Source organism: Staphylococcus sp. GDY8P126P, assembly GCF_017891965.1.
Lineage (GTDB): Bacteria > Bacillota > Bacilli > Staphylococcales > Staphylococcaceae > Staphylococcus > Staphylococcus saprophyticus.
The window spans coordinates 138,213-158,121 of sequence record NZ_JAESKG010000003.1; the positions used below are offsets into that span (position 1 = coordinate 138,213).

Below are 19,909 nucleotides of genomic sequence, written 5' to 3' on the forward strand. Positions count from 1 at the left end.
AACCGAAAAGAAATCTTATTTAATGTAAGATTTCTTTTCGGCTTTTATTAAGTGTATACATGTTTATCTTTATAATCTTTCTTTCATAAAATCAATCCACTGTTTCGTTGCATGACTTAGGTACTTATCTTTTTTCCAAATCACACCTAATTCCCAACGCATACCTGGATCTTCTAATGTTTTGTTACTAAAACTACTATCTAATAAATGTACAATATTTTCGGGTAATATGCTGACTCCTAAATGGGCGTTCAATAAGTTTTCGATAAAATTCCACTGTGAAATTTTAGAAATCGTATTAGGAATAAATCCGGCATTTTTCGCCGCTTCAATAATTTTGTCGTTCAAATAAAAATCTTCATTAAATAAAATGAAGTCTTCATCTTTTAACATACTCATATCAACATGCGCTTCATTCGCTAAATGATGTTCTTTATTTAATACTAATTTTAAATCTTCTTGATATAACGTCACAGAATGAAAAATGGACTGATCAACCGGTAATGTTGTGATGCCTATATCGATTTCATCATTAATTAATTGTGTTTCTATCATTTTCCCGCCATTTTCGACAAGACTATAGGTAACATTAGGATATTTTTGATGAAATTCACCTAAAATATTAATAAATTGGTTCATGTTCATCACAGCAGACAATCCTATACTGATATGCCCGGTTTCCAATCCTAAAAGGCTATTGATTTCTTTCGGCACATCATTATATAACGTTAAGATTTCCTTACATTTTTTATAAAAAATCGAACCCGCATCGGTTAAGACAAGTTGTCGCTTACTGCGATCAAACAATGTCATATCTAATTCTTGTTCTAAATCTTTAATCGCTTTACTTATTGTCGGTTGAGCGATAAATAAATGTTTTGAAGCATTCGTCATACCTTTTTGGTCAACAACTTCAACAAAATATTTCATATGTTTAATGTCCATGTATTCACTCCTTTGCATATATTTATTTAATATTATTCAGTATACGTTGAAATTTCAATAATTCAATAATATCGTAGGACTGAAACCTAAGTTACTATTAGGCTTACATCCCACTTTAGACATTTCAACTAAAAAAATGAATACAGAACATATATTCAATACATTTTATAAACTATCATAACACGTACAAAATAAAATTATTTTCTTTTATTTATTAAATTCGTTTCAGTTTTAAGCATTATTCGCATCATTTGTTTGTGTTAATTTATTTGGTTGATTAGTTATTTCATTATCTTGATTGCTAAGTTTAACAATTTTAAATCCAATATAACCAAATATTATTGAGATGATAGGGACTGTATAATTCAATATCGCATAGGGTGCATATTCTATTACTGAAACACCTAAGGTAGATGCAATAAATACGCCGCATGTATTCCAAGGTACAAATACAGAACTTAATGTACCGCCATCTTCCAGTGCTCTCGAAAGGTTTTTAGGATGCAATTCCTTCTCCTTAAAGGCATTAATATACATGCGAGAAGGTACGATGATTGATATGTATTGCTCTGAACAAGTAATATTTGTGCCGATACATGATACGATGACCGATGCTATTAATGTACCTGTAGACTTTGCAATTTTAAGTATCTGAGTGATTAAAGCCTTTAGCATACCTGAGTACTCTAATACGCCACCAAATGTCATCGCTACTAATGTTAAAGAAATTGTGTAGAACATAGATTCTAATCCACCACGGTTGAATAATTCATCTACAAGTTTATTACCTGAATCAATCGTATACCCTGTTTGTAGCGCGGTTAATGCTTCTGTAATCGTACCACCTTGTACAAAGATTTGTGCAAAAAATCCAAGAACAATCCCCATACAGATTGCTGGAATCGCCGGTACTTTTAATACAACTAGAGCTATGACGATTAAAGGAATTAATAATAACCATGGCGTAATTAAAAAGTGATTTTGCATGGTGTCTAGAATGGCATTAATGTTTTTTGCATCAAAGTTTTTCGTCCCAAAACGGTGACCAATAATAAAGAATGCAACCAGTGAAATGATTAAAGCTGGAATCGTTGTATAGAACATATGTTTAATGTGCTCAAATAAATCAACGCCTGTTAAGCCAGAAGCCAAGTTCGTGGTATCAGAAAGCGGGCTCATTTTATCACCAAAATATGCACCACAAATGACCGCACCAGCAACCATACCAGCTGAAATCCCCATACTGATTCCAATGCCCATTGATGCTACTCCCACCGTTGCCATCGTTGACCAACTACTGCCAATCGCTAACGCAACAATACCGCACAAAATAATAACTACAACCAAGAAATATCTTGGATCTATCAATTGCAACCCATAATAAATCATAGTCGCAACCACACCACTACCAATCCATGAGCCGATTACTAAACCAACTAATATAATGATGACAATCGCTGGTAAAGCATGTCGTATGCCCTTATACATCATTTCTTCTACTTCACTGAATTCATAACCATGTATTAAGGTAACTAAAATAGCCACTGCTGTACCAATTAATAATGGGATGTGTGGTTCTTTTTCAAGCACAGCCACTGTTATAAGCATTGCTACAATCATGGTAATTAAAGTAAATAGCGCTGCACTGAAACCTAAAGTCTTTTTCGCTTTGCGTCTACTGCTATTATTGTTCGTTTTTTTACTAAAAATAATAGCCACCTCCTTTGTTAATAAAATCATACTCGAAAACGGAAACGCTTACAACACTTTACTTATTATTTAATTATATAATTAATTTTTATTTTTTTAATGATAGTTGGACAATTAATGATATTGATTTGTGATATTGACTTTTAAATATGTACTTATTCAGATGTCATATTACAATTGTGTGGCATATATTTCTTCCTTGTTAAAGTTATTTGTAATAATTGTTTATATTATTGTACTTTTTATTTCTCAACCTTATTATAAAAATACAATTTTAAAAATGACTGGAGATATGTATGAATATTAAAAAGAAATTAGTAAATGTATTTATTGCAACTACGCTATTAATGACAGGGACAGTCACTTTTCAAGCGATTAATGAATCACAAACTACAAATGCTGCTGTTAACTATTACTATAAAAACCAATGTACTTGGTATGTATTTAAAAAACGTGCGAGTGTCGGTAAAGCTGTACCAAATGGTTGGGGTAATGCAAAGTACTGGTACAGTAAAGCTAAAAAAGCCGGATATCGTGTAGGAAAAAAACCAGCAAAACGTGCTGTCATGCAATCTACTAGTGGCACATACGGTCATGTAGCATATGTAGAAACCGTTTATAATAATGGTAGTATTAAAGTCTCTGAATATAATTACAATCGACCTTTAGCCTATGGAACAAGAGTGTTAAGCAAATCCTCTGCAGCGAAGTACAATTACATTTATTAGTTTCTATTTAGACTAAATAGATGCAAATCATAATTGCCATAGAAATCTTTCTAGATTAGCCAGCGTTTTATATAACTGTTACAAGTACGCCATAGATGACGTCTTGCTGTTTAATTCAAGCCAAAACGCATACCTAAAAAAGTGGTGGCTCAATGTTTTCAGTCATCTGCTGCCAAATAAGAATAAGCGTCCGAGACATCTATTCATGTCTCGGACGCTTATTTTATATATTAATGAAATTGATAACTTTGATGACCTTTAGCAAATGCTTTAACAGTGTATATCCATGATCCCCCATCATTTTCGATGTCATTTGCACAAATGATGAGTTGGTCTGTACCTGGTATAAACGCTGGATGTGTCGATCTTAACATGTGACCTTGATCCCGCCCTGGCATTAATATCTGACCAATAGGCGAACCTTTTTTATTAAAAACGAGAACTTTTCCTTGACCATACATGGCAACATACAAATTATCATCGCTATCAATACAGCACGAGTCTGGACCCTCATGACCTGTAAAATAATATGGAATGGAAGCACCAAATGGCGCAATTGTCACCCCATCCTCTAATAAATCGATACGGTGTAAACGATTGGCATTCGTTTCTGTTACCCACAATGTTTTTTCATCTGTGCTTAAAGCTACACCGTTAGCAACTGCAAGATTTTGTATGACTGGTGTAATTGATTTAAAATCTGGCGATACATAATAAACGCCACCTTTGAGATTAGTAGAATAACCACGGAAATCAGTAAAATAAAACCCACCTTTACTATCAAAGACAAGATCATCAATACAGTATTCAGTTCCAATATCTGAAACGATATCTTGCGCGTCATTACCGTCAGCATCTACCATGAAGATTCCTCCAGTGCTCTCAAAATCCCCTAAATAGCAGACAAATAGTCTGCCATCTTTATGAATTTTGACGGCTGCTGGGTTTTGTTTATGCGATTTAAATAGTTCAGTGACTTTTTTATCTGGTAAATTCACATGAAAAATCGTACCACCAAACACTTCACAAAGTAATAAGTTACCTTGTCTATCAAAGCATAATCCTTCTAACTGTAATCCTTGTTTAGATATTTCTAGCCAAGGTTCGGCAGTGACTGTAGGTAATTGTTGCTCATGTGCAGGTATTGGTGCGACACTATTTTCTCCATCTTTATAAGCTAGTACTGGCAATTCATTTGAATCCATAAAGCTCCACCCCTTTTTTAATTACTCATCTTCTTAATTATATGCAAAGTCTTTCATAAAATAAAATAATTTCATTTCCTGAATCGTGCGTATATATCTAACGCTTATAATAAAAACCCCTTTTAATGAGAAATTAAAAGGGGTTAAATAATTAATAAATGACTCTATTATAATCATTCGTATTGTACTTATTGTTTTTGTAATCTTAATTCGTCTAATAATTGTTGGGCAACAGCTGTATTCGCTCTTGGTTGTGTTTTTAACATATCCGCAATTTGTGCTATTTCCTCACCTTGCGCACCAACAACGATTGCTAAAGATTTATATTGTAAGCTCATATGTCCTTGTTGAATACCCTCAGATACAAGCGCACGACAAGCTGCAAAGTTTTGTGCTAAACCAACTGCCGCAACAACATGACCAAGTTCTTGCGCAGAATCTACTTTCATTAAATCCAGAGATGCTTTTGCAATAGGTAACACTTTCGTGCCTCCACCTACCGTTGCAAGTGTCATTGGTACTTCAATTGTTCCCACTAAAGTTTGTCTTTCTTCATCATATTTCCATGTTGCTAAACCACGATATTGACCATCTTTACTTGCATAAGCATGCGCTGTAGCTTCTGCACCTCTAGTATCATTGCCTGTTGCGAGTACAACTGCATGTATGCCATTCATGACACCTTTATTATGTGTAGCTGCACGATGGATATCAACTTGAGCTAATACAGAAGCCCGTTCCATTCGCTTAGCAACTGCTTCGCCATCTCGATCACCTTTAGATAACGCATCAACTGTAATTTCACCTTGTACCTTTACTACAGAAGCTGTGGCATGATTCGACAAGATACTCATTAATATATCAACGTCTTTTAATTCATTTTTAAGATACGCTGTTATACCTTCTAATATGGTATTTAACATATTCGCACCCATTGCATCTTTGGTATCTACGGATACTTTTAATGATAATAACCCTTCATTTGGAAAAGTATCAATATCTATTGTACGATAGCCGCCACCTCTTTCTATAATAGAAGGATACACTTCATCCGCAATTTGTTTAATTTGCGTTTCGAGATTATATATCTGTTGTGATAGTATCTCAGTATCGGATACTCCATCAAAAACGATTTGACCAATCATTAGACGTTCACTAGAAATAACTTTAAATCCACCTGTCTGATTGACAAGTTTTGCACCGTAACTTGCCGCTGCTACTACAGATGGTTCTTCAACCATCATCGGTACCACGTAAGATTTATCATCTACTATAATTTCTGGCAATAAACCGACAGGTAATGTTCCTTGTCCAATGACATTTTCAATTAAACTATTCGCAATTTCTTCAGGGATTAAAGTATTATTTAACAAAGTATTTTTATTTTCCTCATTTAACCAACCTTTTTGAACTAACGTGTTTAACTTGTCTTCTCTTGATAAATGACGAAATGATTTGTCTAATGCTTCCATTATTAAACCTCTCTTTCTATAGCAATAGCGATACCTAAACCGCCACCAATACAAGCAGTAGCAATGCCTGTTTGTTTATCTTCTTGTGTTAAAATATTTACAAGTGTTGTAACTAAACGCGTACCACTTGCACCTATAGGGTGTCCCAAGGCAATCGCTCCACCATATAAATTGAGTTGTTCTTCAGCTATACCTAGATTTTTACTTACTGGTATACTCTGCGCCGCAAAAGCTTCTGTCATTTCAACCACATCAAAGTCTTCTATCGCTTTATCAGCTTGGTTTAATAATTTTGTAACTGCATGATATGGTGCATAACCCATTAACTCTGGATCACAGCCTATTTCTGCATGTGCTCCAACAAATGCTAATATTTCAAAACCATTTTCTTTGGCATAAACTTCATCCATCAAGATAATTGTTGATGCCCCATCATTAATGCTTGAAGCATTGCCACCTGTCACAGTACCGTCTTCTTTAAAGATTGTTTTTAGTGTACTTAATTTTTCAACACTACTATTGCCACGAATACCTTCATCTGTCGTCATCCAGTCTCCGTTTACATCTTCTAAAGGTACAATTTCATTTTCAAATTTCTTAGCTTGTGTGGCTTGATGTGCTTTCAGTTGTGATTCATTAGCAAACGCATCTTGCGCTTCACGTGTCACATCATATTTTTCAGCAATTTTTTCCGCTGTAATACCCATAGGTACATTCATAAAGGCATCAGTAAGACCATCATGCATAAAGCTATCAACAGGTGTTTCACTGTCATTTAAAATGAGTTGAGGCGCATTCGTCATACTTTCAACACCGCCAACTGCTACGACTTTGGCTTCACCTAATTGTATTAATTGTTTTCCTAAAATAATGGATTTCAATCCTGAACCACAGACTTCATTTATTGTCATAGCTGGTGTTGTATTAGGCACGCCAGCATTAATAGCGATTTGACGTGCTGGATTTTGTCCATTGCCAGCTTGTAGTACATTACCATATATGACTTGCTCAATATTTTGTGAATCTAAATTTATAGCTTTTATAGCAGCTTCCAATGTTTTAGTGCCAAGTTCTACTGCTGAATAATGACTTAACTTTCCTTTAAATCTCCCTATCGGTGTACGCTTAGCACTTACAATTGCGATTTTATTCATGTTCATTCTCCTTTATATCTCTTTTTCAAATCATTGTATTTTATTGTCACGATTTGGTATGATACAATTGCTTATTTATATATAGAAAGGTGTCGATACGCTTTATGACAGTTGGTATTGATCAAATTAATTTTTATGTTCCAAGATTTTATGTAGACATGGCTAAGCTTGCCGAATCCCGTCAAGTAGACCCAAACAAATATTTATTAGGTATTGGCCAAACTGAAATGTCAGTAAGTCCAATGAGCCAAGACATCGTTTCAATGGGTGCAAATGCTGCCAAAGCGATTGTTACAGATGAAGATAAAAAACAAATTAGTATGGTTATTGTTGCAACTGAATCTGCCATTGATTCAGCTAAAGCATCTGCAGTACAAATACATAACTTGCTAGGCATTCAACCATTTGCTCGTTGTATTGAAATGAAAGAAGCTTGCTATGCAGCTACACCTGCCATTCAATTAGCTAAAGATTATTTAGCACAACGTCCAGATGAAAAAGTGCTTGTTATCGCTAGTGATACAGCGCGTTATGGTTTACATTCTGGCGGCGAACCAACACAAGGTGCTGGTGCAGTAGCTATGATGATTTCACAAAATCCACGCATTCTTGAACTAAATGACGATGCCGTTGCATTTACAGAAGATGTCTATGATTTTTGGCGTCCAAGCGGACAAGCTTATCCACTTGTAGATGGTGCTTTATCTAAAGATGCTTATATTCGTTCATTCCAAGAAAGTTGGCAAGAATATGCACGTCGCTACAACAAATCATTAGCTGATTTTAAATCTTTATGTTTCCATGTACCATTTACTAAAATGGGCAAAAAAGCACTTGATTCTATTTTAACAGATGACATTGATGCTGAAACAAAAGAACGTTTAACTTCAGGTTACGATGCAGCCACTTATTATAATCGTTATGTAGGTAATATTTATACTGGCTCACTTTACTTGAGTTTGATTTCTTTACTTGAAACACATGATTTATCTGCAAACGATACGATTGGCTTATTTAGTTATGGTTCAGGATCTGTTGGCGAATTCTTCAGTGGTAAAATCGTAGATGGCTACCAAGATGTACTTGATATTCAAGGACATAAAGATTTATTAAATAACCGCGAAGAAATTTCAGTCGAAACTTATGAATCATTCTTTAACCGTTTCGACAATTTAGAATTTGATCATGAAACTGAGTTAGAAAATGAAAAAAATACTATCTTCTACCTTGAAAGTATTAATGATCATATCCGTAATTATAATACCTTAAATTAGATTTTAAATCACTAAATCTTATCACCTACGAACGACATCCTTTAAATTGTCTTATTTATTGTATACATTTTAATCAAATGTCCGTTGTTCGTTATAAATTCAAGTTCAAAATTATTAATTAATAATGAGCGCTTTCATACTTCAGTTTCACTGATGTAATGAAAAGCGCTTTTTATATTCAATAAACAAATCCACCTCAAAAATTGTTTGAATTCTTTGAGGCGGATATAGGTTTAACCGTAATAACAACAAATGTTATTCGTATCTTTTTCTATTTTCTTCTTCAATCAATTTTGTATATGTTTCACTTCGTTTTTCATTTATTTTTAATGTTAATCCCAAGGCTTTTCTCTCACTATTAGCATCCTTATAGAAGGAAACCATCATTAGAAAAACAACAACACTAAATGGAAGTGCTGAAATAATGGCAGCTGATTGTAAAGCGCTTAGTCCAGTATCTCCACCTGCTAACAATAATACATAGGCAATAGCTGCTAAAGCCAAACCCCAAACAATTTTTATAAAACCTGAAGGATTTAATGTTCCATATGCAGTTTGCATTCCCAGTACATATGTCGCAGAGTCGGCAGAGGTAATAAAGAAAGAAGCTATCAACGCTAATGCTACAATTGATAATATAAATCCAAATGGCAATTCATTAAAGATGCCAAACAGTTGCGTTTCTGGTGGCATTTTTAAAATGCTTGAATGCGATTGGCCCACTGTAATACCTGTAGCACCAAAAGCACTAAACCAAATAATACTTATAACAACTGGAACACCCAAGACTGCAATGATGAATTCTCTAATACTTCTCCCTTTGGAGATTCTAGCAATGAACGTACCAACAAACGGACTCCAGCTCATCCACCAACCCCAATAATAAATAGTCCAAGATTGAAGCCACTTACTTTTCTGTTCGTTCAACGGCGCTACGTCTAAACTATTAAATACAAGTGAGTTTAAATAATCACCTGTACCACTCGTCATCATGTTGAGGATAAGTAATGTTGGACCAACGACAAATATGACAATTAACAATATCGCTGCTAGAACCATATTCAAATTACTTAAGTACTGTATGCCTTTACTTAATCCACTCCATGCGCTGTATAAAAACAATACGGTAACGATTGCAATAATAATACCTTGTACAACTGAATTACTTGGTACACCAAATAAATAATGCAAGCCACCATTAATTTGAATCGCACCGACACCTAAAGAAACAGCAACACCAATCACTGTTGCAAATACAGCGAGTATATCAACGATGTTACCAATTGGCCCATCTACTTTATCACCTAATATAGGTCTCAATGTTCTTGAAATAAGACCATTTTCACCTTTACGAAACTGAGAATAAGCAAGACCTAAGGCAACAATACCGTATACTGCCCATGGATGAAATCCATAGTCAATAAATGACGACTTAAAAGCTTCAGCCATAGCCGCTTTTGTTTCTGGATCTGCTGTTGGCGGTGCCATATAGTGGGATATTGGCTCAGAAGCACCGTAAAATACTAAACCGATACCCATACCAGCACTAAATAGCATAGCAAGCCAGGAAACTGTTTTAAATTCTGGTTTATCTTTTGGTTTTCCTAACTTTAACTTTCCTATTGGACTGAATAATAAGAAAATACAAAATCCTAATATAGCAGTATAAAGTAGCATATAGTACCAACCAAACGTCTCAGAGACCCATGTTGATATATTGCCACTAACTGTTCCGAATTGTTGTGGAAAAATTGCACCCACAATCACTAGCAAGCCAATTACTGCTGTAGAATATAAAAATACACTTGAAAATCCCTTTTTTTCCTTTAACAGAACACTCACCATCCCTAAATAATTTAATAAAGACGGTTATCACGATATCATACTGAGCTAATTAATCAACTCTATTTAGAAAAACTTTACAATCCGTAATTAGAAAGTGCAAAGCTCAATACATGTAGGTGTTCATTAGACTGCATCAAGGTTTCGTACTGTGCTTGGGTCTATAAAATACATTCATGTCTAGACCCTCTAATTTTAACAATTCTATTTTGGTATCTATGCCACCACCATAACCAGTCAAGCTTCCATCTTTTCCTACAACTCTGTGACAAGGAATGATAATAGAAATCGGATTACTACCAACTGCGCCACCAACAGCTTGAGATGACATCTTAGCTTCACCTCTTTTCTCAGCAATTTTTTGAGCAATTTCTCCATAGGTCCATGTTTCACCCTGTGGTATTTCCAAAAGTATTTGCCATACTTGTTCCTTAAATGATGTTCCAGTTGCTTTTAAAGGAAAATCTATTTTAGGATTATTTCCTGAGAAATACGCATCCAACCAACGTTTTGCTTTATCAAAAATTGGCAAATCAGCTGTCATTAATTCATCTTTATACTGTGTTTCAAAGTCTTTATGATTAGGTAGCCATAAACCCGTTATATTTTCCCCATCTGAAGTGAGTGCGATTTGACCAATTGTCGATTGATAATTACTTTTATAATGCATGGTATCCCCTCTTTTCCTTACTCATTTATTGGTTATAATCTTAATGCTTTCATCATTTCGTGAAAACTCGTAAGATGATATATTATAATATTTTCATTACTTACTAAAGGAGGACTGTACATGTCTAAATTCAAACAATCATCTAAACACTTAAATTTAAGTTTCCATCAAATCCAAGCATCTGACCGCATAACAGCCATTTACAAAGCACTTTACCAATTCAATGATGTCGTACTCGGCTTAGTTTTTCTAATTGGTAGTATTCTATTTTTTAATAGTTCAACTGTAACAAATGGTACGATATTATTTGTTATTGGTAGTATTCAAATGACTATAAGACCATTAATTGCCTTCGTACATGATTTACATCTTGCTTTTAAACGAAAGCAATAATGAATCTTGTTAAAGGATTTCCTAAGTTAAAACACAATTCCAAGATAAACCTGGTCAAACCATCTAATTATGCAGCGACCAGTTTTTTTATTTTTATTATCCTTCTGTCACTTGCCCCTTTTCGCCTTGTCTCACTTTTCGCGTTGGAATAACCAATGCACTTGCACATACGCCGCCTATAACCAAACATGTTCCAACTACAAACCCAATACTAGCAGCTGTATCAACTGTTTGTCCGCTTTGTGAAACTCCAGTAAATATGGACATCATAATCGCTATACCAAAGGCTCCACCAAGCGTTGAGCCCATTTTAAAAATACCAGATGCTACCCCAACTTTTTCTGCAGGAGTTGTTGAAACTGCGGTGCTTAAAGCCGGTGTAGCAAACAAGCCAGTACCTCCACCAAAGAAAACCGCAGCAATTAATGCGACTACTACATAAATTGAAGTATTAAAGAAAGTTAAACTAAATAACAATATACCTGTCGCTGTAAAAATAGGTCCAACAACCATTGCGCGTTTTGCACCAAAGCGCTTGATACTTTTTTCTCCTAATCGAACTACAAGTAACAATGTAATTAAATAGGGTATCGTTAACAAACCAGCTTGAAAAGTACTGAATTTCAAGCCACCTTGTGCATATATATTAAATAAAGCAATAACGCCTACACCAGTATTCAACAAAAAGTTAGCAATGACAGCACCAATAAAAGGTTTGTTTTTAAATAACTCCAAATCAATAAACGGTGATTGCTTTGCTTTTTCTACTTTATAAAAAATAAAAATACAGATAATAAATACGGCACTCAATATTAGCGTTGCTGAACTTACCATCCTAATTTATATCCTTATGTAATTACAAAACTGATACTAGCAATCATAATTACAAAGATAGTTAGACCAATATAATCAAAATGGTTAGATTGTGCTTTGACTTGTTTGCTTTCTGGCAGGTTTTTTACCAACAGCAATGCAACCAAGGACAAAAGTATAGAGAGTACAAAGATGGATTGCCACGATATAAACGTAGCCATTGCACCTGCAAAGAATGATGATAGGCCGGTCCCTCCAAATGCACCTATAGACCAAAAACTTAATGCTTTTTGTCTATCATCCCCTTCAAAGAAATCATTAACGATAGAAATGGTTGCTGGCATAATAATCGCTGCTGAAAAACCTTGTACAATTCTTCCCAAGAGCAACAAAGTGACATTACCAGAAATAATAAGCATCAATGATCCAATAATACTCAAAATTAGAGCAATACGCGTCATCTTAACCTTCCCAATTCTATCTGAAATGTTACCTGCTACAACCATAAAGACGCCAGTAACAAATGATGTCAAACTTACTGAAATGTTAACAATATCTGGACTTGCTCCAAAAGTTGCCTGTATCTTATGTCCACTATTTAAAAAAGATTGTGCAAATAGCCAATAAGTTAAAATAGATAAGCCAATTCCTACCAATAACTTATTGTCTGAAATTTTAGTAGTACCTTCTGTCATAAAAAAACATCCCCTATGTTTAAACTAATACGAAAATTCAGCTTAATATTTTTAAAATCATATATCCAACTCACTGCCCAAAACGTCATTTTACACATTATGGCTAAGAGCGGTATATTTAAAAATGATTTACACTTTGAATTTTAGCATTTTTTTAACATAAAAAGGATGAATCCACTTATTTTTGCGAATTTTCTGACAATAATCGTATTTCTTTTATCTGTCGCTACTTAAAATAATTTATTGATTGCTCTATTAAAATATTTCTTAAAATAATATTGGCGGTGCAGCCCTTTTCTATTTGTATCAAAATAAAATACGGATGTCTGTGATACTAGCAGTTCATTCAAAATATCTACTGCTGCCTCTGTTTGTGGCACAATATATTGGTTTAAGTGATTACTTTGTTTCCCTTCAAGTTGGCCGACATACCAGTAAATATGATGTGTTGAATTAATAATCGGTTGGGATTTCATAAACTTAACAAAGTCAGGGTACCAAACTGAAGGTGAAATTAATATATAATGCCCAAACGTATCTGCGTGTTTAAACAACGCATATAGCGATACGAGCCCACCAAATGAGGCACCTGCAATACCGATGTCTTTTCTATCCTGAGAAATACGGAAACATTTTCTTAAATACGGTATTACCGCATCAGCCACCCAAGTGATATACGCATCCGCTTGACCACCATATTCAATATCACCAACAACACTTTTCCAGGGTGTATAATCTTTTTTTCGGTTATTCGGCACGATACCAACAAATATAACGTCTTTTTTTACATCTTTAAATAAGTAGTCTCCATCTTGAACTATAACTAAAGGATAAGACTTACCGTTTGTCTTAAAATAATTCTTCGGTAATTTAATTTTTATTTCTTGGTGATGAAAAGATAGACTGAGTTCTCTTATACTCATAACGATCACCTCTTTCTATAACCAACTTAAAATGAACTGTTTTTATAAGAAATTATAAAGGTTAATATCGTTTTCTTTAGCATACTCTAAAGCTAATATTTCCAATATATTAATCATTGATGGATTGCCTTTAACTTTAATAAATTGAAATTTTAATCCATAATTTTCAGCTTTAATTTCTTTTGTTTCAGCTTCATCTAAGCTATTTTGTTCGGCAAATACTCTTCTGAATCTTGCAGTACCAGAGTCTGATTTCACATTAAATTGGCCTAATTTATCGTTTAAATCTTTTTGTGTTATTTTATAACCCGTCATATAAGCGCCTGCTTGGCCTACAAAGATAGGTTGCTTATTATTAAAAATAACAAAAATCCCTTTTTGACCTTCAACCTTGCTTCTGCTCTCTTTATCAAAAGCACATGCATTTGATTTATCATATTTAAAAAGCTTTTTTAGTGGTTTTTTATAATTATCAAGCAGTTCACTTATTTTTTTGTCACCGTTCATTTTAATCATCCTTTATCATTTTATTATCACTCTTTATATACACTATATCGTACTTTCATAAACTTACGGTAACATATATGTTTTTTGATTAATTTTATACAATACAAATAGAAACAGAATGATGATAAGCTACTTTATATAGCTATCTCATTCTGTTTCTATGTTTACAATAAAAATAAATGAACTTTATCGAAATGAATACTAGCATATGTCTCTATTCCTCATAAGGTACAAATGCTTTTCAATCATTGGGCTTATATTTTATTTTAAATAATTCATAACTGTAACACCTACAGCCTCTGCTGAGACACGTAAGGCTTTTTCACTGATATTGAATTTAGGATGGTGATGTGGATAGATGTTACCATCTTCTGGAGCAGCACCCGCATATATAAACGTACTAGGCAGCGCTTTTGCATAATACGCAAAATCTTCTGATGGTGGCTGAGCTTCACATCTTTCTACTTTTTGAACGGCATCCGTATCAGCACTTTGAATTGAGTCGACCACAAATTGCGTAAACTCTGGATCATTGTACAACGCTGGATAATCGTCATGATAATCTAATTCACATGTTACACCAAACGTAGCTTCTAAACCTTCTGTTAAACGTTGTATTTCTTTCTTAATCGTATGTTTTGTGTCATCTGTCAGTGCGCGAACGTCTCCTTCTATTTCGATACTGTCTTTAATAACATTAAATTGTCCTTTACCATCAAATGAGCCGATAGTAACAACACCTGTTTCAAATGGATTTAATCTTCTTGAAACAATTGTTTGAACTGCATTGACGAAATATGCGCCAGCAACAATACTATCATTGGCTGTATGTGGTGAGGAACCATGTCCACCTTGGCCATTCACTTTCAATTTAAAGAAATCCCTACCAGTTTGAACATACCCTTCACGATAATAAATGTTACCTGCTGGCATGTGACTCATAACATGTACGCCTAATACATGATCAACGCCATTTAATACACCATCTTGAATCATTGCTTGTGCACCACCAGGTGGTACTTCTTCGGCTGGTTGGTGAATGATGACTACTTTCCCTTTGAATTGTGATTTTAATTCAATTAACGTTTCTGCAAGTATGAGCATATATGCTGTATGCGCATCATGACCACATGCATGCATGACACCATCATTTTTAGATGAAAAAGATAAACCTGTATCTTCTTCGATTGGTAAAGCATCAAAATCTGCACGAATTGCAATTGTTTTACCCGGTTTTCCACTATCAATCGTTACTTTCAAACCATTTGGTCCAACATTTGTCTCAACTTCACAGTCTTTATCTTTATAAAATGCTTCAATATATTTAGGTGTTTCTTCTTCGTGAAATGATAGTTCTGGATGCTCATGTAAATATCTACGTATTTCAATCATACGTGACTCTTTGTTTTTTAATATATCTATTAATTGTTTAACCATTATTATTCCTCCTAATAATCCTTTGTTTAATAACATGATACACTTTCTAGTTTCTCTATATGTGTTAAAACATTTATAATTGTTTTATTTTAACCCTTCGCTTTTGTTTTAGTAGCTGGCACCATAAACATGATAATGATTAAAGATAATAGTGCCATAATGACATTTAACCAAAGACCTGCGAATGCACCAATTTGAACATTTGTTGCACTTGCTATAACACCAAAAAGTGCGCCTGATAATGCAATACCAAATGCACCGCCAAGTGATGATGCCATTTTATATATACCTGAGGCAACGCCCACTTTATCTTCTGGAGAATTAGAAATTGCCATATCTGTAGACGGTGTCGCATAGAATCCTAAGCCTAAACCATATAATAAATAACCAATAATACAAACTACTACATAAATAACACTAGGTAAGAATGTCAGCGATATGAGCATAATACCTACCATATTAAAAAGTGTCCCTAATAGCATCGGCTTTTTAGCGCCCACCTTTTGCAATACTTTCTCACCTACACGGATCATTAATAACACAGTTATTAAGTAAGTAATGGATAACAGTCCTGTTTGAAATGCATTAAATCCTAGTCCTTGTTGTACAAATGTATTAGCAACTAAAAGTGCACCTGCAACACCATTCAATAGGAAATTAGATAATGTGGCACCTGTATATGCTTTATTATTAAATAATTTAAAATCAATTAATGGATTACCCACCCTGTTTTCAATTTTTAAGAATATGATTGTTGCTACTATAAATACAATAATAAGACCTAAAATCAATGGCGACTTGATACCGAATGTTCCACTTTGCGTTATAACAACGTTAATACTCAACATCATAATCACAAATAATATCAGTCCACTATAATCAAAACGTTGCTTCAGTGTGCTTTCTGATTTTGTTTCGGGTGTTCCTTTGATTAAATACATTGCTAATAATGCAATGATAATAGATAAAATATATATCCAGCGCCATCCCACAAAAGTAGCAACCATACCTCCAAATAATGATGCTAGTCCTGAACCTCCCCAAGATCCTATAGACCAGTAACTTAACGCACTTTGTCTCTCTTTTCCTTCAAAATAAGTTTTCATAATTGCTAATGTTGATGGCATAATAGCAGCCGCAGACAATCCTTGAATAACCCTTCCGACAATTAATAATAGTGGTAAATTACTGATAATGATTAATAATGACCCAATAATACTGAGCCATAAACCAATATAAGTAATTCTTACGCGTCCCACTTTATCAGCAAGACTCCCCGCACCTACAACAAACATACCTGAAAACAAAGCTGTAATACTAACTGCAATGCTAATTGTTCCAATATTACTATCAAAAGATTGTTGTAACGTTGGGACCACATTAAGTAAAGATTGTGCAAATAACCAAAACGTAACAACGCCTAACACAATACCTAATATGAGTTTATTATCCCCTTTATAATTTTGTGTATTTCCCTGTTGTGTCATTATACTTCCTCCTCTATCCAATTTAACTAATGACCATTAGGGAAGATAAGCTTTCATTGTAAATGCCCTTCATAGTAACATTTTCAACTCTATTAATTCGCTATCCTCTCTATCTCAAGTGTAGTGATTATCAATTAATAGCAATATATATTATTTGCTATTTTAACTATCTATTTATTGCATATGTACTATTTCTTCGACTGACCACAAAAATAGATGTATCATTTTTGTCTTTTTAACAACATACCTTTCAAATTTTGATAAATAGAAAGAGGCTATTACAACAAAAGGTGCCTCCCCTTCGTTGTAATAGCCAATTCAACATAGATATTTTTTAAACTCTATAATTTGGACAGCATTCGTTAGCAATTTCAAGTGATATGTGATTGTATCATTGACTTTCACTTCACTAATGTCCATTTTCGGATATGAGATGCGATTAACATAAGCAATGGTTTCTTCATCCATACCATATCGCGTATTATAATCTTGCCAAACTGTATATAATGCCCCGTTATTTTTATCTAAGGTCATATGCTTAATTTTGTATGTTCCAGGATGTGCATTGATGATATTAATCTGATATTCCTTATGATTTAAATATTGTGCATGATGATTCAATATATAATATGGATTATAATGTTCTGCATCCCACATGACAATTTGAAAATGGTCAGTCGATCCAACAACCATACAATTTTCACTTTGATATAACACTTGATCGAACAGTTTTCTATAAAAGGCACTTGTAAAAAAGGCCGGCCTTTTTCCATCAAATTGATGATATAACTCAATACCAGTGAGTTGTGCACTTGAATCTTTTAATTTAAATTGTTCATGCAGCTCATAATTCAGCCAATAACCGATCATTTGAATTCTGTCATTCATTTCAATTAACTGTTCAAATATGATACCCGCTCTAAAATACTCTCCATTCGTTAAATGTGTATCTCCAGTCAACGTATTCCAATTTAATAATATAAACGAGATAGAACTTTGCTGAAGCTCTAATGTTTCAACAACCTTATTAAATTGTTCGTAAATATGTCGTTTCGCTAATTCATATTGCTGACTTTCTATAGATTGAAAATCAATCATATCATTCTGATTGGCTGAAAAAGCAATGCGATCAACAATACTGTCTGATTGTTCTAAAATTCGTTTCGCTTTATGAGGCGCTTCTAATTTCCCTATGTCCACATTCAGCACAATTTCCACATTTGTAAAATAATATTTAAAAAGAGCAACCAGCTGATTAAATATTGAATCTTGCTTACAATCAATATAAACTACAAATTTCAATAAATTATTATTTGGTAAGCCATTAAAAATATGTTCTAAAAGGTAAGTCAATTCTTGATAATATTGGGTGAAATTAATCGTACTTCTAGGTGGCGTAAGTTCGATGCCTAAACCAATTTGATGTTTTATTAAAAAATTAATTGATTCATCCACTTGCATGTAAGGATGTATATTGGGAATCATTTCATCACTCTCAATTTCCGAATGATTGATATGTCCCTGTTGAATGGGATCTTTGATAAGTATATGGTCTAATCCTAACATGGTCTTCACTTCAATTAACTGTCTCCTAACGCGATGTGTCAGGATTGTTTCGAGATAACCAACCTGAATAACGTGTTGATAGTGGGAAATGGATTTACCGTCATTTTGTAATGTGATATCAATTACTTTTTGTGCATCGGGTGATTGAACAATATCTCCTATATTTTGATCAATCAATAAAGATAAATAATATAAATAAGATTGATACGTTGTTGTGGTAGGACAATCATCTACTTTTATATGTTGTTCTTTCATTTGAAATTTAAGTCGGTAGTTCGATGGCGTGTATGTTGTTTCAGCTTTAAAGTACTTTAATAATGCGTTAGAGTTACTAAAGCCATTTTTATAGGCGATTTGTGTAATGGGTTCATTCGTGTAAATTAAATCATTTTTACACTGTTCAAGGCGCACATGATTCACATATTGATTAAATCCAACGCCCTTTTTTTGCTTAAACAATTTAGATAAATAAGCATCGCTAAGTCCAACCATGTCTGCCATTTCAGTAAGTTTAATCGATTCAGTATAATGTTTATCAATATATTCGCAAATATATGCTAACCTGTCATCTGCTACCAATGGCATTTGTGCTTGTATATTGGTAGTTGGTAAATACCGCATCATGATAAATATTAAATCTATGAGTTGTTGTTCGATATATAAACGGTAGAATTCACCTTTTCTAATATAGACAATGCCTATTTTGGCAACTGCATTCACAATTTGTTGGTAAATGACTTCTTGCAAAGTATTTTTATTTAAAATAAATGCTTTATCTTTATAATCATTCATATACTGTTTTAAGTATGATTCCGTTAAATGAATTGAAAGATATAATGTATCTTTATGAGTTGAAAATCGACATGACGCTCTATGATTAATCAGAAATACTTCGCCTTTTTGATAGGTTGTCACAGAGTCTCCATTAATCACTTTCATCATACCGTTTAGTACGAGCACAATGCGTAACCCTTCTTCTAAATCTGTAAGCCTATTAAAATTTTTATTAAATTCCACATTATATAGTTCTCTCATGTTGCACCTCTTATTAACTTATACTTCGTGTACGAGGACTAATTAATACTTTC

15 protein-coding genes and 1 pseudogene are annotated in these 19,909 nt (G+C 33.8%); 3 read left to right on the forward strand and 13 right to left on the reverse strand.

The annotated features are described in order from the left end of the window. Positions 1-69: 69 nt before the first annotated feature. Positions 70-945: a cidABC operon transcriptional activator CidR gene (gene cidR / locus KA893_RS06000; RefSeq protein WP_002482286.1), complete on the reverse strand. Its 876-nt coding sequence runs from the start codon at positions 943-945 to the stop codon at positions 70-72. Positions 946-1,176: 231 nt separating this feature from the next. Further along, positions 1,177-2,565 carry a Na+/H+ antiporter NhaC gene (gene nhaC / locus KA893_RS06005; protein WP_069826187.1) on the reverse strand — a complete coding sequence of 463 codons (1,389 nt, stop codon included), beginning with the start codon at positions 2,563-2,565 and terminating at the stop codon, positions 1,177-1,179. 386 nt (positions 2,566-2,951) lie between these two features. On the opposite strand from nhaC, the gene KA893_RS06010 reads away from it, so the two are divergent. Next, on the forward strand, positions 2,952-3,383 hold the full coding sequence (locus KA893_RS06010; protein ID WP_011302307.1) for a CHAP domain-containing protein: 432 nt from the start codon (positions 2,952-2,954) through the stop codon (positions 3,381-3,383). Positions 3,384-3,613: 230 nt separating this feature from the next. Here KA893_RS06010 and KA893_RS06015 read toward each other — a convergent pair whose 3' ends face one another. From KA893_RS06015 to KA893_RS06025, 3 genes are all read right to left on the reverse strand, one after another. Then, on the reverse strand, positions 3,614-4,588 hold the full coding sequence (locus KA893_RS06015) for an SMP-30/gluconolactonase/LRE family protein (RefSeq protein ID WP_041079362.1): 975 nt from the start codon (positions 4,586-4,588) through the stop codon (positions 3,614-3,616). A 188-nt stretch (positions 4,589-4,776) separates the two neighbouring features. Beyond that, positions 4,777-6,060, reverse strand: a complete 1,284-nt coding sequence (locus tag KA893_RS06020) for a hydroxymethylglutaryl-CoA reductase, degradative (protein ID WP_041079363.1) — start codon at positions 6,058-6,060, stop codon at positions 4,777-4,779. A gap of 2 nt (positions 6,061-6,062) precedes the next feature. Then, positions 6,063-7,214, reverse strand: coding sequence for a thiolase family protein (locus KA893_RS06025; RefSeq protein ID WP_002482281.1), 1,152 nt, complete (start codon positions 7,212-7,214; stop codon positions 6,063-6,065). A gap of 104 nt (positions 7,215-7,318) precedes the next feature. On the opposite strand from KA893_RS06025, the gene KA893_RS06030 reads away from it, so the two are divergent. Next, a complete protein-coding gene (locus KA893_RS06030; protein ID WP_041079364.1) occupies positions 7,319-8,488 on the forward strand; it encodes a hydroxymethylglutaryl-CoA synthase in 1,170 nt (389 codons plus the stop codon). Positions 8,489-8,743: 255 nt separating this feature from the next. Here KA893_RS06030 and KA893_RS06035 read toward each other — a convergent pair whose 3' ends face one another. Together KA893_RS06035 and KA893_RS06040 are read right to left on the reverse strand one after the other, a co-directional pair. Continuing rightward, positions 8,744-10,333, reverse strand: coding sequence for a BCCT family transporter (locus KA893_RS06035; RefSeq protein ID WP_174543799.1), 1,590 nt, complete (start codon positions 10,331-10,333; stop codon positions 8,744-8,746). 133 nt (positions 10,334-10,466) lie between these two features. Next, positions 10,467-11,000 carry a methylated-DNA--[protein]-cysteine S-methyltransferase gene (locus KA893_RS06040; RefSeq protein WP_041079365.1) on the reverse strand — a complete coding sequence of 178 codons (534 nt, stop codon included), beginning with the start codon at positions 10,998-11,000 and terminating at the stop codon, positions 10,467-10,469. Positions 11,001-11,120: 120 nt separating this feature from the next. On the opposite strand from KA893_RS06040, the gene KA893_RS06045 reads away from it, so the two are divergent. Next, positions 11,121-11,393 (forward strand): YrhK family protein, encoded by a 273-nt coding sequence (locus tag KA893_RS06045; protein WP_002482277.1) that lies wholly within the window; start codon positions 11,121-11,123, stop codon positions 11,391-11,393. 96 nt (positions 11,394-11,489) lie between these two features. Here KA893_RS06045 and KA893_RS06050 read toward each other — a convergent pair. The 6 genes and pseudogenes from KA893_RS06050 to aryK form a co-directional block, all read right to left on the reverse strand. Further along, a pseudogene (locus tag KA893_RS06050) lies at positions 11,490-12,901 on the reverse strand (MFS transporter). Positions 12,902-13,131: 230 nt separating this feature from the next. Continuing rightward, complete coding sequence (locus KA893_RS06055; RefSeq protein ID WP_069821612.1) at positions 13,132-13,824, reverse strand: alpha/beta hydrolase; 693 nt, start codon at positions 13,822-13,824, stop codon at positions 13,132-13,134. 42 nt (positions 13,825-13,866) lie between these two features. Beyond that, positions 13,867-14,331 (reverse strand): hypothetical protein, encoded by a 465-nt coding sequence (locus KA893_RS06060; protein WP_037537604.1) that lies wholly within the window; start codon positions 14,329-14,331, stop codon positions 13,867-13,869. A gap of 261 nt (positions 14,332-14,592) precedes the next feature. Further along, complete coding sequence (locus KA893_RS06065) at positions 14,593-15,768, reverse strand: M20 family metallopeptidase (protein WP_002482272.1); 1,176 nt, start codon at positions 15,766-15,768, stop codon at positions 14,593-14,595. Between the two features lie 89 nt (positions 15,769-15,857). Further along, positions 15,858-17,255: an MFS transporter gene (locus tag KA893_RS06070; protein ID WP_210125632.1), complete on the reverse strand. Its 1,398-nt coding sequence runs from the start codon at positions 17,253-17,255 to the stop codon at positions 15,858-15,860. Positions 17,256-17,573: 318 nt separating this feature from the next. Then, positions 17,574-19,856 (reverse strand): transcriptional regulator AryK, encoded by a 2,283-nt coding sequence (aryK, locus tag KA893_RS06075; RefSeq protein ID WP_194375833.1) that lies wholly within the window; start codon positions 19,854-19,856, stop codon positions 17,574-17,576. Positions 19,857-19,909: the final 53 nt, after the last annotated feature.